Source organism: Pelotomaculum isophthalicicum JI, from assembly GCF_029478095.1.
In the GTDB taxonomy this organism is placed as follows: Bacteria; Bacillota; Desulfotomaculia; order Desulfotomaculales; family Pelotomaculaceae; genus Pelotomaculum_D; species Pelotomaculum_D isophthalicicum.
Genome location: NZ_JAKOAV010000030.1, coordinates 1 through 16555, shown reverse-complemented (window position 1 = coordinate 16555; position 16555 = coordinate 1). Strand labels below are relative to the sequence as shown.

Genomic DNA, 16555 nt, shown 5'->3' with positions numbered 1-16555 from the left:
GGCTGAGGCGGGGAAAAAGTGTTACAACTGATGAACAGAACACTATTTGTTTTTCGAATATTTTTTAGCCAGGTCGGCTATGGTATCTTGCATAGGAGTATCCAGATTTTGAAACTCAAATCCGGCAAACGGTATGTTGTCGTAGCTTTTTCTCCATGCAAAATACACCGGTAGTTTAAGAGCAATGTTGTCAATATTTAAACTTATGGTTATTTCTTTGCCCGAAGCCAGGATTTTCTCAAGTTCCGGCACAAGATAGACCATTACGCCGCCAGCCGAAAAATTTACCAAAGCGGTTTGGGCGACAAGACCGCCGGCGGCAAACAACACGTTTGTCGCATAGGGCACGCGCAGGAATTGTCTCTCCTGTGCCATCGTGAAATTTTCCGGAATGGAGAAACCATAAAATTTATTATGATCTTCACCCATTTTTACGACATGAGAATCAGCGCTATAAAATCCTTCCGCCAGAGATAAACCAATTTCAACAGTTTGTTTTTCCTGCAATAATAGAACCTGACCTTCTCCTCTGGGCAGGTTCGTCCAGAAGATATCTTCTTCTACATAATTGATTGTGGCTGGAAAGGACGGCTGATAAGGCACCTTTAGCCAGACTTCTTGTTTAACGGTAATTACCTCTTTCCCCGAAACCATTTTTATTCTACCTCCGTTAACAAAATTTCAGTTAATTTTAAGTATATTTCTTAATTAAACCTTTACCCATTCCTAGATAACTTACCGCATCAATAAGCAAACGCCGTGAGGCTGCTTGCCGCAACGAGGTATAATAGTATGAATATAATGAAGACATTTTACAGTTTAACGGCTTAAGGAATTGGGGAAAAAGAGGTGAATAATAAACGGCAGGCGCGCCTTGCCGTTTATTAAACATATAGATCCAAATTATTACCCAGATGAGGAGGATTCGGCGAAGTCTGAGGCATAGTCTCCAGAAGATCTTGGACCGACTGCTTTTCTTGATTCATAATTTGGCGCAGGATGTTTACCTGTACATCCTGTTGCAGCTTTACTTGCTTTACACCCAAATAAGCTTTTACAGTACCGACAGCGTCAGTATCCACAGGAATCCCTCCTTTTACAATATAATGTTATCATTTTTTATTGCCGACTTCAATACTAAATTTGGTATTATATTTAATTAACGCCAAATCTATAAGTAAACCGTGGAATAAACGGGTGAGCAGCAACGATATAATGACAACGTCAAATAACAGTCGCTGTTGTTGTCAACAGCCATACACTATGCTATAATGTCGATGTCGTGGAAGATAAAAATTCATCATGATTTTTTGAAGGAGCAGGTGCCGTTGGATCACGCCGGCTACATGCGCGCAGCTCTGGCGGAAGCTGAAAAAGCTTATGCCGTGGGTGAGGTGCCGGTTGGCGCAGTGGTAGTGCTTAACGGTGAAATTATCGGCCGGGGTCATAACTTGCGCGAGGCTTTAAAAGATAGTTCCGCCCATGCGGAGATGCTGGCGCTGAAAGAGGCGGCAAGGTACCTCGGCGACTGGCGGTTGAACGGCGCTGTCATTTACTCGACTCTCGAACCATGCCCCATGTGCGCCGGAGCCCTGGTGCAATTCAGGGTGAAAACGCTGGTTTATGGTGTGGCTGATCCAAAAGCCGGCGCGGTTGATTCGGTAATTGATGTGGTGAGACAACCACGCTTCAACCACCAGGTTGAAGTTTTAGCGGGAGTCCTGGAAGAAGAATGCCGGGATATTATACAGCGCTTCTTTAAAGAATTGAGGGAGAAAAAAGTATCCGGAGAGATGGCCGAGTTGGTCGAAGGCGCTCGACTCGAAATCGAGTAGGCGGTGATGAGCCGCCTCGTGGGTTCGAATCCCACTCTCTCCGCCAAAATTCTTGTAAGACAAGGGGTTATCGCTTTTATCGGCGATAACCCCTTTGTCATTTCAGAGGGCCAAAGTGAGAGGTAGCTGACAATATTACTTGCATGGTTTTTCCAGGGCAGGTGGAATATTTTTATTTAAACAAAGTCCAGTTATTTTCGGTTTTAACGGATGAATGATGTGGTTGTAATTTTGTAAAAAATTTTTTAAAAAAATTTTTTCGTGAACATGCCGGCTGGACGTTTTCTGTAAGATTTCTGTAAGATCCCCCCGGTACACTCCATGTATCAGGGTCGCTAAATTGGGGACATTCCTTCGCGAGAATGTAAAAAACAAGAAATTCAAGGTGCGTGGAAGGTATGTCCCCTCACATCGGATACGGGGGGGGATGTGTACAAGTTCTTACTCCGGCCGGATCCCAAGCGGGGGGAGCCAACCCGGTCAATACCGGCGTCGGGTAAATTTAAAAGGTGTGCTTAAAAAGGGATGTGGTTACCATGGCGAAGCCAACTGTTGAATTACAAATTCCATCCATACCAGGTTACGAAAAGGTGGCGATGGCGGCGGCGGAACTGGCCCGCCTTGCAGGCGCGGGTGATGAAGCGGCCCTGCAACTGGCCACCGCCGTAAGCGAAGCCTGCCTCAACGCCATGGAGCACGCCCACGGTTATGACTCCCGCCTGCCGGTGAAGCTGACTTTCCGGACCGGTCCCGGCTATCTGGAAGTGGACATAGCCGACGCGGGCCCGCCTTTTATCTTCCCTGTCCCGGCTCCTTCCATGCAAAATAAGATTGAGGGAAATGAATCACCCAGGGGTTGGGGGCTGTTCCTGATCCAAAACCTGGTGAACAAGGTGGAGGTCCGGCGCCTGCCCGACGGCAATCTTCTACGCCTGACCATGGAGTTCCCCGTCCGGTGAGCGAGGGGTAAAAGCCGGTACCACCGTGCCCGGATAATGCCTGGTTAAAAGCATTGCATGGTAATGAAGGCCCTTAAACAAACTCAGTTACTAGGGAAGAAGGAGATTCTTATGCAAAGGAAAAGGAAACTTTCAATAATTTTAATTCTGACTTTAACGGCCAGCCTTCTGCTGCCCATGGCCACCCCGGCTTCAGCTTTCACTATTCAATACTTCGGCCACTCCCAGGTACTGATGACCACTGATGCCGGAACGAAAATTTTGATGGACCCTCCACATCTTGGAGATTTCGGAAACCTTGGCGTCGATCCCGGCCCCATATATCCTAACGTAGTTACAGTTAGTCACCAACATTCAGACCATAATAATTCAACAGCAGCGTGGGTGTATGGGAGACCCCTGGTATTAAATGGAATAAGCCCTCTTTTTGATAGCTATAACACCTTTAACAGTATAAATCAGGTGGTTAATGATACTGTAATTAATGATGTTTACCTTCCGCACTTTTACGGCGCCGGGGATGACGCAGCCTTTGTCTTCAATGTAGACGGATTACGGATTGTGCATCTTGGAGACGGCACTGGTTCTGACAATAACAGATTTACAGCGGCGGAGAAGCAAGCCTTAGGAACACCCGATATTTTATTTGTTCCAATTGGCGGCCCCATGGGTCCTGTTCCACCTGAATATGGTGGTCCACAAATGGAAAATCTTAGCACCCAGGACGTAGTTTATGCTATTCAAGACCTTCAACCGAAGGTTGTTATTCCTATACATTGGTGGAGCCAAGCAGGGTTGAATTATTTCTTAACTGACCAGAAAAGTGTAGGTGGTTTCACATACTCAGTAAAAAATAGCAACTCTATAAATGTTGAGTCCAACAACTTACCAACAACAACTCAAATATGGGTGATGCCCATCGGAGCAGCACAAGCTGGTGGCGGCGGGCTACCACCTGATGGCGATGTGCCGTCAGTTTCCGGCTCAGTATATGCTAATGGCGAGGCATTAAACGATATAACAGCTAATTTAACTTACGATTCCAATTCCAGACTGGCTAATCTAAAATTGAGGAGAAACGGGAATGACGACATTAGTGGAGGATCGTACGACTCAAACACAGAATTTACGGTCACTATCAACAACAACGGCCATACCCCTTACATTCTCCTCGGAGCCGGGTATGTTCAAAGCTGGGAAACCGGTCAGGACGGGGTCACTACTATCCGCGTGAAGGGAATGTCCTTTAAATTCCCGGATGGAACTCCCGTGCACCTGGGTGTACAAATGGCCATCGCGTATGATGCTAACCAAGCACCGTATAATATGCCTGTTTCGTACCGGGGCATGTCTATCTCCACTAACGCGTCGTCGTTTAATGCGCCCGTCATGGTTTCAGGAACGCAACTTTACGTTTATATCAACGGGGTTAGCGGGGAGGAAGGCTATTTCAAGGTATTTCTGCCTGAGGCCCTGCTCCAGGACTGGGGTATCACCTCTAATAACCAGTTGGCCGCACAAATCGGGGATGGAAACGGCAATAACAAGGAAGCCGTAACCAATGCTATAGTGACCGATGTAGCCGGCGGGAAGACGATGGAGTTCAGCGGTTTTCATTATTCCGACCACCGCGTTTTTATCGGCAAGGCAGAAGCCGGCGCGCCTGTAGTCACCTCTGCCGCAACAAACAACGCAGGCAACAAAATAATACTGACCTTTAACAAGGCAATGGCAGACCCGGCAGGCAAACACGCACAGTTTACAGTTACAGTCGGAGGGACGCCGGATGCGGTGACAGCCGCTGCACTGAACGCTGATCCCCAAAAAATAGAGCTGACGCTTGCCAACCCAATTTATCATGGTGACGTAATCACAATAGGATATACTGCGGGCACAGTGGTAGCAGCCGACGGTGGTGTTCTTGCAACCTTCGCGGGACAGGCGGTAACGAACAATGGCCCGGTAAAGGTTACTTCTCCAACGGTTTCGGTTGACAGCAACAATAAAAACCTTTCCATAACCAGCACTACTCCTGCCACTACGTTAGCTATCCCGAACAATGTCACAGACGCAACCATAAACGTGGTAGGCTTGCTAAATGCGCCTGTAGCCGGTAAAGTGACTACCAGCGCTTTGCCGAACATAACCATACAGGCCAACACTTCCGTTAACGCTAATCCTGTCCAGGTGGCTATACCGGCAGGAACCACGGTTACTGCGGACGCAGCCGATAACTGGGACGGAACGATAAATGTGCCTACGGTCAAGCCCAACAACAGTGTAGCGGTAACGGCTGACGCCGGGAAAACCGCGACAGTTAATACTGTAATTGAAGTGGGATTTGGTGACGTTCCCCTGACGTTCAGCAAGGCGGTGCGGATACTTATTCCCGGCCAGGCGGGCAAGGACGCGGGTTACTACCGGGGAGGAGCCTTTAATAAAATAACTGCGGTTCTAAGTTCCGATACGCAGGCTGCCGGCGACGCGCTTCCCGCAGGAGGAGATGGTAAAATTGACGTTGGTTCAGACCTGGTAATCTGGACCAAACACTTTACTAAATTCGTCACCTACACGCAGACCTCGGCCGGTGGCGGCGGCGGTGGCGGTGGCGGTGTGCCACCAGTAAGCAGTTCAACCACTGTTACGGCAACAAGCGGCGGAACCGTTACCTCCAATGACGCTACCATCGTTGTTCCGGCCGGTGCAGTAACAGGTGACATCAAGGTGACCGTTGAAAAGGTGGCCAATACCGCCAGCCTGTCATTTGCGAAGAACACCAGGCTGATCAGCGATGTCTTTGAAATCACCAAGGACAAAGCCGGTGACTTCAGTAAGGCGGTTACAATCACCTTACCCTTTGACAAGTCTAAATTAGACACCGCCAAATACGACATCGGCATCTTCTGGCTCAATCCTGAGACAGGCAAGTGGACCAAACTTGACAATATAAAAATCGACCTTGCATCCGGCAAGGTGAGCGGTGATGTCAATCACTTCACGAAGTTCGCGGTACTGGCCGTCGAAAAGGGCAGTGAAGCGCCAACCGTTGCTTTTTCAGACATTGCCGGCCACTGGGCGCAAAATGAAATTGAGGGCTTGGTAGCCCGCGGCGCCGTAACCGGCTATCCTGACGGAACCTTCAAACCGGACAATACAATCACCCGGGCCGAGTTTGCCACCGTCCTGGTTAAAGCGTTAAAACTCGCGCCTCAAAACGGGAAAATCTTTGCGGATACCGCTCGGCATTGGGCCAGGGATTATATTGCGACAGCAGCATCAAATGGAATTGTAAACGGCTACGATAACGAAACATTTGGTCCGGACGACCTGATCACCCGTGAGCAGATGGCCGTGATGATCGTAAAAGCTGAGAAACTTGCCATAGTTTCCGAAGGTATTTCTTTCGAGGACGGCAACAAGATTTCAGCCTGGGCCAGAAGCGCTGTTGCCACGGCCGCTAAAAAGGGCATCATGAAAGGATACCCCGATAATACCTTCAAACCTGAAGGCAACAGCACAAGAGCGGAAGCAGTCACGGCGATTATGAATGCATTAAAATAACAACCCCGGATTTTTTCCGGCTGCAAAAAGGTATATAAACGGCAAAATAACAGAGGAACCGGGCAAAAAACAACCCGGTTCCTTTACTGTTGAAAGAGATACAGGTCTTTATTAAAATTTTTTATTGCCGTTCCGGTCCGAATTCCAAAGACTTGCAGGGTTTTTCCGGGGCGGGTGGAATATTTTTATTTAGTCAAACTCCGGTTATTTTAAGATTGATGGTTAAAACCCGCGGCGTATTGACGGAGAGATGCCCGGGGGCAGGCAGCCGTGCGGCCGGACGCAGGAGGGACAGGTGTGAAGAAAAAATTCTATTCCCGGTCTGAGTGGAAAGAAGGGATGACGTTTTTGCGCCTCAGCGGCGATATAACCAGTGAAGGCAAAGAGGAATTCAAAAAGATGCTGCCGCCGGACGGGCAAACCGCCCCGGTTGTGCTGGATTTCGCCGGGGTAGACTATGTCAACAGCGCGGGCCTGGCTTTGCTCATCGGCCTGGTGCGCCGCTGCCGCGCATCCGGTTGCCCGGTGGGCGCCGTCAACCTTTCCGCTCATTACCGCAAGATTTTTCACATGGTCGGCCTCAACGACTATATAACGGTTTTTGACGGCGAGGACGCCGCGCGTACCGTGTTGGCGCCGGAAAACGGCGAAGGGGAAAGAGATGCTTAAGCAACCGGCGTCCCGCAGGCTCAAAGGGCGGATCTGGCGCCTCGCCGCCTGTATGGGGGCCGTGGCTTTTGCGGTGATAACCCTGGGCAACCAGTTTATCCAGGGCGTTACTTTTAAGCAGCAGGTTGCTTTTTATCTCCCCGTGGTGTCCGGGCAGTGCTTATTTGTGGTACTGGCCCTGTACGCCCTTTCGGCAGCCTATTTGAGACCGGTGCTGGATACCCTCGACTGCTTTGAGGAGGGAAGGGAGCCGGCGCGCCAACTGGTCGCCAAGGCCAGGAGGGCGGCTTTTAATTACCCCTTGGACATGCTCGTTTTCCTTGCCCTTTGCGGGATAGGGCTCATTCTGATTTTTCACTTTTCCGAGTGGTTCTTCTTTTATAAGGGAGATATCCCGGCCAACTGGTGGCTGGCGACATTCCAGGCCGCCGCCTTCGAGCTGACCCTCACCGTCTCGCTGGCCCTGCTTTTCTTCGCTTTCGCCCGGAGGCCGCTGCGGGAGTTCCTGGAAAAAACCACGGGCCTCGCGCCGGACGAAGGCAAGCGCCTGGCCATAAGAAGCCGCCTGCTGATCACAATCATATCCATTGTGGTTATTGCGGCGTCCACCTTTTTATATTCCTACCTGTTTTTCCCGCTGGAAGGAAAACCCTTGCCCATAGGCCTGTTTTTAATCCTTACCGTATTGATTGCTGCTTTCTGTGTCGTTGTCGGCGTTATAACCGCTTCCGATACGGCTCGTGACATTGTCCTGGTGACCGGGAAGCTGGAGCAAATAACCCGGGGAATACGGCCCGGCCTGCACCAGACGCTGGCGGTGACGTCGCTGGATGAGGTAGGGGACCTGGTGGTGGCCTTTAACCGGTTGCAGCGGCAGGCGGCCTTGACTTACCGGGAAGTGGACCGCGAACTGGCGCTGGCCCGCTCCGTGCAGGCGGAACTGCTGCCGAAAGAGTTTCCGTTTTGGCCGGGCTGGGAGGTTGCCGGGAGATCGCTGTCCGCCAGGCAGGTGGGGGGCGACTTTTACGACCACATACCCCTGGCGGGCGGCCGTTTCGGGCTGGCCGTGGGTGACGCGGCGGGAAAGGGTATGCCGGCGGCCCTGCTGATGGCGGCGGTGATCGGCCTGCTGCGGGCTGAAGCGCCCCGGGAAGAAAGTCCCGCAAAGGTTTTAGGCAGGGTGAACGACCTCATCTGCGGCACTGTGTCCGGGGGGATGTTTATCACCGCCCTTTACGCCGTGTTCGACCCCGCAGCCGGAATCTGCACCCTGGCCAGCGCCGGGCATTTAAGTCCGGTCCGGTTTCTTCCGGACGGCACAGGCCCGGAATTGGTTGATACGGGGGCGCTGCCGCTGGGATTGGCGAGTGGAGTTTCCTACAGGGAAACAACCCTGGCCATTCCCCCCGGCGGCGGAATGGCCTTTTATACGGACGGAATCGTCGAGGCACGAAACGTAACCGGTGAACTTTACGGTTTCCCGCGCTTTTTAGACGCTTTTCGTTTTTCCAGCGGCTCCACCGGTGAAGCCTTCATATTATCTGTTATAGACGAGGTGTCCCGTTTTACCGGCGGCGAACAGGAGGACGACCTCACCCTGCTGGTGGTGCGCCGGTTAAGGTAACCGGACAAAAGTTCCCGTTTTTAGGAGCCGCCGTGATCTCCCCGCCGGCCATGGCCGCCTTTCTTTCGCACAGGGCCGGCCGCACCGCCTGTTTTCTTTAATGAGAACAGGTTTTTTTCGGCATCAAACGGTTAGATTAGGTAAACCGGATGGATAATTTAGCTTTAAATTTTTGGGAAGAATTTTTTAAAAAAATTTTCACGAAACGCACAGGCTACCCGTTTTCTGTAAGATTTCTGTAAGATCCCCCCGGTACACTCCATGTAACAGGGTCACTAAATTGGGGACATTCCTTCGCGAGAATGTTAAAAAGTAAGGAATTAAGATAACACAGAAGGTATGTCCCCTCACCTCGGATACGGGGGGGGATGTGTACAAGTTCTTACTCCGGCTGGATCCGGAGCGGAGCCAATCTGGTCAATGCCGGCGCTGTGTAAATTTAAAAGGTGTGCTTAAAAGGGATGTGGTTACCATGGCGAAGCCAACTGTTGAATTACAAATTCCATCCATACGAGGTTATGAAAAGGTGGCGATGACGGTGGCGGCGGAACTGGCGCGCCTTGAGGGCGCGGGTAATGAAGCGGCCATGAATCTGGCCACCGCCGTAAGCGAAGCCTGCCTCAACGCCATGGAGCACGCCCACGGTTATGACTCCCGCTTGCCGGTAAAGCTGAGTTTCCGGACCGGTCCCGGCTCCCTGGAAGTGGACATAGCCGACGCCGGCCCGCCTTTTACCTTCCCTGTCCCGGCTCCTTCTATGCAAAATAAGATTGAAGGAGATGAAGCACCCAGGGGTTGGGGGCTATTCCTGATCCGGAACCTGGTGAACAAGGTGGAGGTCCGGCGCCTGCCCGACGGGAACATGCTTCGTCTGACCATTGAGTTCACTCGCCGGTAGGCTGGTACTCCGGGCTTTGGAACTTTTTTCGGCTGAAATAATTAATATCGCAAGCGGAGGGGACCTGCATTTAAGATATCTGTTGAAATGTCACAGGTAAGAATTTAAATCATTAAGAATTTTGGAAAGGCGGGCTGAAAATTATGTTTAATACAAAACTTTGGGTACTTTTCTTAGCTGTTTTTTGTATCTTTTTCACTGCAGGCATGCATCCTGCCCGTGCATCAGTTCTGTCTGTGGAACTGGGTGAACCCCATGAATATAGTGTTGGTGGGGATTACAATAATTTTTGGGACCTGAAAAAAAATATAACTGGAGCCGAAACTACCAGTGAGTGCTTTGCAATCTACGGAAACCTGCATCCACGCCTTGTTTATAAAGGTGGACAAGGCGGCGGTTTTGTGGACGCCGGCAGTCTTGATAAACCCGCCGGAGATCAGACGCTGCAGGTTTCCCCGGAGATCACAGTTTACCAGGACACGCAGGACATCAGCGAAGGTCATCTGTATATCCTTAAGACCCTTACCCTCGGTTATTTTGCCCTGTATGCCGACAGCGCACAGGTTGTAAAAGACGTACCTTATTTGAATTTCACCTTTTACAAGCTGAAAGGGGCTCCGTCATTTGTCGCCTCCGCACCCGTTGCACCAGCTGCGCCGTCCGTGCCGGCCATGCCTGTCACGCCACCCCAAACACCGGAGGTAACCTCTTCCCCTGCGGCGCCCCGGCCATGGCCCGGCGGCAACACTGAACCAGCGGCGCAGCTGACTGAAATCACTTTTAATCAAAAACCGATGGTAGTTAACGACCGTACCTTTGTGCCTTTGCGCGACCTTTTTGAAGCCCTGAGGGCTGATGTTAAGTGGGATAGCGCTACCCGGACCGTCCTGGCAACGAAAGGGCAAAACAAAATATCGTTGCAAATCGACAATAAAGTAGCCTGGGTCAACGAACAACCGCGACAGCTTGAGGCGGCGCCGTTCATAAATAATGAGAAAACCTACGTGCCTCTCCGGTTTGCCTCGGAAGCACTGGGAGAAAAAGTCTCTTACGACAGCGCCACAGGTAAAGTGGTCTTCGGCAACCGTTATTTCTACCTGGGTCAGGAAAACAGTGCTAAAACAACAGAGCAGGTGGACAATACCGCAGGGCAGGAAACCGTGACGGAAAGCAACAGTTCAGAAGGCGAAGATCTTAGAGGGGAAATCAACAAATATTGGAATAACAGGCTGAGATACGATGCGCTGCAAAAGTCCTTGTTCGGACGCTGAAAAAGGTAATATGGAGGGCCACTTACTCTTCAGTGGCCTTCTTTGAAAAAGCATGAAAAGTGGTGAACTATGTGCAATGTAGGTTATTGTAAAATTGGTTTTTGTTTCTAACCTCAATTTGCATTTTATTATTTGCCGCCAAGTCACCTTTGCAGGCGGCCGTCACATCGCTTTCTTTAGACTTGGGCGAGCGACAGCAAACTTTTAGCTGTAAGATGTTCTATTTTTTGGAAGGGTAAGGTGATCAAAATGCGAACATGGCTGACAACGGTGTTAATTCTTTCCCTGGCTGTCTTTTGTATAACCCTTGCGGGCGGAGCACAGCCTGCCCCGGCAGCGGTTTCGCCTCTCTCCATTGAGCTGGGTGAGGCTCAGGAATACGGCCTTCAATTAAACAACTTTTGGGACTTGCAAAGAAACACTTCTGTTGACCATAATGTCGATGAGCTCTTTAGATTTTATGGCTACAATTATCCGAGCCTGACTTATCGCGAAGGCGATGACGGCGGCTTTGGCTTTATGGACGTTGGTGCTTTGGATAAGCCAGCCGGGCGGGAGGTACTGCAAATCACCCCGCTGTTACTGGCCTATAACGGGAAACAGGAAATCGAAGCAGGCCATTTTTATATCCTGAAGACTCTGACTCTGGGTTATTTCGCCCTGTACATCGACGATATTCCATTAGTTAACGACGATCGTTACGTAAACTTCACCCTTTATAGGCTGAAAGGGGCGCCGGCGAAGGTCGCCTCCGCGCCGCCTGTGATCACAGCGCCATCTGCGCCGGTTACGCCGTCTGTCCCGGCGACGCCGTCCACGCCTGTCCAAACACCGGCCGTAACTTCTCCCCCTGCGGCGCCCCGACAGTGGCCGGGCGGCAACACTGAACCCGCGGCGCAGTTGACTGAAATAACCTTTAATCAGAAGCCAATGGTAGTTAACGACCGTACTTTTGTCCCTTTGAGGGACCTTTTCGAAGCCCTGGGGGCGGAAGTTCAATGGGATGGCGCAACCCAAACCATCCTTGCATCGAAAGGACAGAACAAAGTAATACTCCAAATCGACAATAAAGTAGCCTTTTTCAACGGACAACCGCGACAGCTTGAGGCGGCGCCGTTCATCAACGGTGACAAAACTTTTGTGCCTCTGCGGTTTGCCTCGGAGGCACTGGGAGAAAAGGTTTCTTATGACAGTGCCACAGGCAAGGTGGTCTTTGGCAAGCATTATTTCTTCCTGGATAAGGGGAACAGTTCAAGCCCGACAGCCCAGCCGGACAGTACTGCCGGCCAGGAAACCGTGAAGGAAACCAGCGGCCCGGATTCAGATGATATGACGTTAAAAGATGTTGACAGGTATTGGAATGAAAGGATGAGATACGATATGCTGCAAAAGTCCCTGTTCGGGCGGTGATTTTCATAAAGAGGTAATTTCTTAAGGCTTGTTTAGCAGTTGTTATCACATCCAAAGAGGATTAAGAAAGGACCCGGCCGGAAAGTTACCCCGGGTCCTTTCTTTGTGAAAGAGGATTACCGGTCTTTTTGAGAGAATACTCAGTTATTCGACAGCTTGCGAAGGGAAGTCTAACCTATGCTGACAACCTTTCCTAAAAGCAAATTCCAGCCCCCCGAGTTGCCGTATCACTATTTCCCCCGGGAGCGGCTTTTGGCCCTGCTGGCAGATGAGCCGGCCAGGCGGCTCACCTGTCTGGCGGCGGGGGCCGGATACGGCAAGAGCACCCTGGCCTGCGGATTCCTGAAGCAAAACCGCTTGCCCTCTCTCTGGCTAAACCTGGATGCCGGCGACAGTGACGGCACGGTGTTTCTACAGCTGATCCTGCGGGGCCTGACCCGCCGGTTTCCTTCCTTCGGCGCCGAACTGGAACGGGAAGGAATTCTGCCCCAGCTCCACTGGCCCGACCGAGGCAGGCTTCTGGATGCAGTGTCGGATATTCTGGAAGAACAGCTGGCGGGCCGGCGGCTGGCGGTGGTGCTGGAAGACTGCCACCACGTTTTGGGCAGCGATGAAACAAGAGCTATCCTGGACAATCTGATTCGTCTCTTCCCGCCGCAGGTTCAGTTTATTCTGCTAAGCCGGAACCATGTCCCTCTCAGGACCATGCCCGCGTTGGCCGCTGCCGGGCGGGCGGCGGAACTGGGCCAGGAGGAGTTGCGTTTTACCCTGGAAGAGGCGGAGCGTATTTTCGCCGGGCAACACGGCCCGGCTTTATCCCGGGCAGCCGTGGAACAGATCTGGCGGGAACTGGCGGGGTGGCCCATCGGACTGCAATTGGCCGCCCGGGCCCTGGCGGCCGGCGGCAAAACGGGGGACACTTCCGGCCTGTTGGGGCAGGACAAGGGGCGGCTCTACCTGTTCGAAGATATTATGAATGAGATTCTGGAAGGTGAACCGCCGGAGATCAGGGAGGTTCTGCTTAGAACGGCGGTTTTCCGGGAATGGGACGGTGAGCTTTTCAACAACGTTTTCCACCGCCGGGACGGCTCCGCCATGGTGGCGTACCTGGCCGGCAGAGGATTGCCGGCGGAGCGGGTACCCGGCGGGCTGCGTTACCACAACCTGTTCAGGGAGTACCTGTTGAACCGGCTTAAAGAAGACGTTCAGGCCTACCGGGAGGTTGAGCGCCAGGCGGCTGATTACTACCTGGCACGGGAAAAACCGGAAGAAGCCTTTCCCTGCCTGGTGGCGGCCGGGGATTTCGGCCCGGCCGGACTGCTCCTGCAGCGGGCGGCTCCCACGCTTTTGCGGCAGAACCGGCTGAATACCCTGTCCACCTGGCTGGAAGCGCTGCCCGGCAAGGTAACGGATTCCTTTCCGGAAATCGTCCTGCATTTCGGGGAAGCCTGTGTCCAGGCCGGAAAGTACCGTGAAGGCCTGCGCTGGCTGCGCCGTGCCGCCGGTGCCTGCGGCCAGGCCGGTGATGCCGCCGGCCTGACCAGAGCTCTCTGTGTGCAGGGAACAGCTTTTACCGCCCTGGGGGAGCACGGAAATGCCCGGGCGGTACACCGCCAGGCCCTGGGCGAGGTGGAAGCCGGTGATTCCCGGCTCCGGGGAACGGTGTTACACTACCTGGCGATCTGGTCGGCCCGGGCCGGGGAAGTGGAGCAGGCGCGCCGGTTTTTTGAAGAGGCGGCCGGCCATTACCGTTCGTCCGGCGAGACTGCGGCGGAAGGGGAGGCGCTCCTGGACCGGGCTTCCTTCTACTGTTGCCGCCGGGGGCTTTTTCAAGAAGCTGCGAGCCTGGTAGGCCGGGTGGACGTGATTGCACGGGCGCACGGAGATTTTGCGCTTGCGGCACGCTGTCATCTGCTGGGCGGCAGGGTGCTCCTTTACCTTGGAAAACCTGCAGAGGCGGTCAGGCGGTTTGAGCTTGCCCGGCAAGCTGTCACAGAGGAGGGAAACAGCTCCCTGACCAGTTTGCTGGCACAGTTGGGGGAGGCTGAGGCGCTCGGGCTGCTGGCCGGCCCGGACCACAGTCGCGCCGGACTCCTTTTCCGGCAGGCGGCCGGTGAATTGGGCCGTCTGGGACCTTCCCTGGAGGCCGGCTTTCTCCTGGCGCTGGGTCAGAGTGCTTTTTTCCGTCAACAAGGTGAAACGGGCCGGGCCATCGAAGAGGCGCACAATGCACTGGAACTGGCCAGAGGGATGAGCGATGGGTGGCAGGAGGCGATGGCGGGGTTGAATCTGGCCGCCGCCTGGATAGAGGCCGGCGGGGAAAGCCTGTGGGACGGTTTGAAAATGCTGGAGAAAGCAAACAACGTTTTCCGCGCCCGGGAAGACCCCTATCACCTGGCTTTGGCCGGCTTGTGGCGTTTTTACGGACAATTTCTTTTGAGCGGCAAGCCGGACCCGGTTCTTTTGAAGCAATGCCTCGCACATCTAAACCGTTTTCCCTCCCTGCCGGACAGGGAGAGGAAACCGTGCCGGCTGATCCTGGAGCAGGCAAACTACGCAGACGCGGAAATGTCCCGGCCGGCGGGAAAAAATAACCCTTCTTCTCGGCGTCCGGCCCCGGGGCCGGCGGCCCCGCCGGTTGCTGAAAACGGCAACCGGCAGGATGCTTCCAAAACGCCGGCAGATCTGGACCCGCCGCCGCGCCTGCGCATATGCTGCCTGGGCGCCTTCCGGGTTTACCGGGGAGAAGAACTGCTGGACGACCGGCGCTGGACGCGGCGCAAGGGTAAAACCCTGCTCAAATTCCTGGCCCTGCACCTTGGGCAAAAGGTACCTAGGGATGTGGTGATGGAGCTTCTGTGGCCGGATCTTCCGGCGGAAAAGGCCTCTAATGCTTATTACGTTACACTGCATACGCTGCGAAAAACGCTTAGTGCCGGGTTGGGCCGGGATATCGAATACGTTGTCAGCCGCGATGGAGTGATTTACCTGGAGCCGGGGCTGGTGGAAGAGGTGGATGTAGATGTGTTCAGCCGGGCCTGTACCCTTGCCTTCAGCAAGGAGGCAACTGCTCCCGATATGGCGGTAACCTGCCTGAGAGAGGCCAGGCAACTCTACCGGGGGGATTTGCTGACCGAGGACATTTATGAAAGCTGGCCGGTTCCGGCCAGGGAAAGATTGCGGCAGCAGTATCTAAAAATATTGTGGTCGCTGGCCAGGTATTCCGAGGAAGCGGGCAGGCCGGAGGAAGCCCTGGAATTGTGGCGGGAACTGGTAGAGCGCGAGCCTTTTCACGAAGACGGCCAGCGGGAGGTTATCCGCCTTCTTTTGTCGCAGGGACATCATTCGGCGGCCAGCCGGCAGTTTCTGCGCTACCGGCGCCTGCTGCAAAAAGTGATGGGGGCCGAGCCGGGCGAGGAAATCACACAACTTTACCGCCAGTCTTTAAAGAAAAGCTAAAGCCTCGTTGGCGAAGTAGAAAACGGCGAATACTATCCGTAAAACGTAAAACAATATCCGGCTTATGCGACTATCCATATGCCCTTTCCCGGCACCATTTCGTTAAGGCACCCGACTCCTGTGGCCGTCCCGCGTGAACTGACGGCCTCCCCGCGGGTGCGGCGGCGGCATGACGCGAACAAAATGTTGTTCTGCACAGCCGCGATGGCAACCGGGCGACGTTATGCGTGGCCGCCATCACCATTCACGGGGAACTGGGAAAATATATCCAGGCCCACACTCCATTACTTTTAACTAAAGCAGGCTGTTTCTTCCGGAACAGCCTGTCTATGTTCGCCCGGCATGTCTGCCGAGCCGAGGGGTTGAAAGAAACCTTGTCACCTAACCAGCGGGAAGACAACCCGTAGACAAGGGCGTCACTGGTAACAGTGGGGTCTATTGGTGCGTCGAAGGGGGAACTTGGAACATAGCGCAAGCGAACCGGAGATGGCTACTCAGGTGGGTAACCTTGCACAGAGTGGGAAAGCCCAAAAGCTGGATAACCTGAGAGGTTAGGACGGATGTGTTCAAGTTCAGGCAAGCAGACTTAACCGGGGAAACCCGGCACCATCCTGCTGATAGCAGGTAAGCCCAGACAAGCAGAAATGCAAGGAAGGGAATACGTGGTGCCGGGTGACAGATGAGCCCGTAGTGTGCGCATGGCAGCGTAGCTGTCAGGTGGGTTAAAGTCCCACTGAGTCCCGGACTAGGGGGCTCATATCCAAACCCGGGGGTAATGCCTTGGGGGCTGGGTAATACCCAGAGGGCAGGGCGCTCACCGCGAGGTGAGGTCCGAAGGGCTTGAGGAGAAGTACCAGGCTGTAATCAAA

12 protein-coding genes and 1 tRNA gene are annotated in these 16555 nt (G+C 53.3%); 11 read left to right on the top strand and 2 right to left on the bottom strand.

All coding sequences use genetic code 11. The annotated features are described in order from the left end of the window. Positions 1–42: 42 nt before the first annotated feature. Both L7E55_RS13775 and L7E55_RS13770 read right to left on the bottom strand, forming a co-directional pair. The gene (locus tag L7E55_RS13775) at positions 43–654 is read right to left on the bottom strand and encodes a PilZ domain-containing protein (protein WP_277444870.1); all 612 of its coding nucleotides are present in this window, start codon (positions 652–654) and stop codon (positions 43–45) included. Between the two features lie 230 nt (positions 655–884). Continuing rightward, positions 885–1082, bottom strand: coding sequence for a YjfB family protein (locus L7E55_RS13770; protein ID WP_277444869.1), 198 nt, complete (start codon positions 1080–1082; stop codon positions 885–887). A gap of 246 nt (positions 1083–1328) precedes the next feature. On the opposite strand from L7E55_RS13770, the gene tadA reads away from it, so the two are divergent. The 11 genes from tadA to L7E55_RS13715 all read left to right on the top strand — a co-directional run bounded on the left by tadA (position 1329) and on the right by L7E55_RS13715 (position 16093). Continuing rightward, positions 1329–1835, top strand: coding sequence for a tRNA adenosine(34) deaminase TadA (gene tadA, locus L7E55_RS13765; RefSeq protein WP_420852050.1), 507 nt, complete (start codon positions 1329–1331; stop codon positions 1833–1835). Continuing rightward, positions 1788–1881: transfer RNA gene (locus tag L7E55_RS13760), tRNA-Ser, on the top strand. Before tadA ends, L7E55_RS13760 begins: the two co-directional genes overlap by 48 nt. A gap of 490 nt (positions 1882–2371) precedes the next feature. After that, positions 2372–2794 (top strand): ATP-binding protein, encoded by a 423-nt coding sequence (locus L7E55_RS13755; RefSeq protein WP_277444868.1) that lies wholly within the window; start codon positions 2372–2374, stop codon positions 2792–2794. Positions 2795–2905: 111 nt separating this feature from the next. Beyond that, positions 2906–6355 (top strand): S-layer homology domain-containing protein, encoded by a 3450-nt coding sequence (locus L7E55_RS13750; protein ID WP_277444867.1) that lies wholly within the window; start codon positions 2906–2908, stop codon positions 6353–6355. A 297-nt stretch (positions 6356–6652) separates the two neighbouring features. Then, complete coding sequence (locus L7E55_RS13745; protein ID WP_277444866.1) at positions 6653–7024, top strand: STAS domain-containing protein; 372 nt, start codon at positions 6653–6655, stop codon at positions 7022–7024. Beyond that, positions 7017–8648 (top strand): PP2C family protein-serine/threonine phosphatase, encoded by a 1632-nt coding sequence (locus tag L7E55_RS13740; RefSeq protein WP_277444865.1) that lies wholly within the window; start codon positions 7017–7019, stop codon positions 8646–8648. The genes L7E55_RS13745 and L7E55_RS13740 overlap by 8 nt, the downstream gene beginning before the upstream one ends. 370 nt (positions 8649–9018) lie before the next feature. After that, positions 9019–9546 carry an ATP-binding protein gene (locus L7E55_RS13735; protein WP_277444864.1) on the top strand — a complete coding sequence of 176 codons (528 nt, stop codon included), beginning with the start codon at positions 9019–9021 and terminating at the stop codon, positions 9544–9546. 143 nt (positions 9547–9689) lie between these two features. Next, positions 9690–10817: a copper amine oxidase N-terminal domain-containing protein gene (locus tag L7E55_RS13730; protein ID WP_277444863.1), complete on the top strand. Its 1128-nt coding sequence runs from the start codon at positions 9690–9692 to the stop codon at positions 10815–10817. 249 nt (positions 10818–11066) lie between these two features. Continuing rightward, the gene (locus L7E55_RS13725) at positions 11067–12227 is read left to right on the top strand and encodes a copper amine oxidase N-terminal domain-containing protein (protein ID WP_277444890.1); all 1161 of its coding nucleotides are present in this window, start codon (positions 11067–11069) and stop codon (positions 12225–12227) included. Positions 12228–12404: 177 nt separating this feature from the next. Then, the gene (locus L7E55_RS13720) at positions 12405–15686 is read left to right on the top strand and encodes an AfsR/SARP family transcriptional regulator (protein ID WP_277444862.1); all 3282 of its coding nucleotides are present in this window, start codon (positions 12405–12407) and stop codon (positions 15684–15686) included. 227 nt (positions 15687–15913) lie between these two features. Further along, positions 15914–16093, top strand: coding sequence for a hypothetical protein (locus tag L7E55_RS13715; protein ID WP_277444861.1), 180 nt, complete (start codon positions 15914–15916; stop codon positions 16091–16093). The last annotated feature ends 462 nt before the right edge of the window (positions 16094–16555 follow it).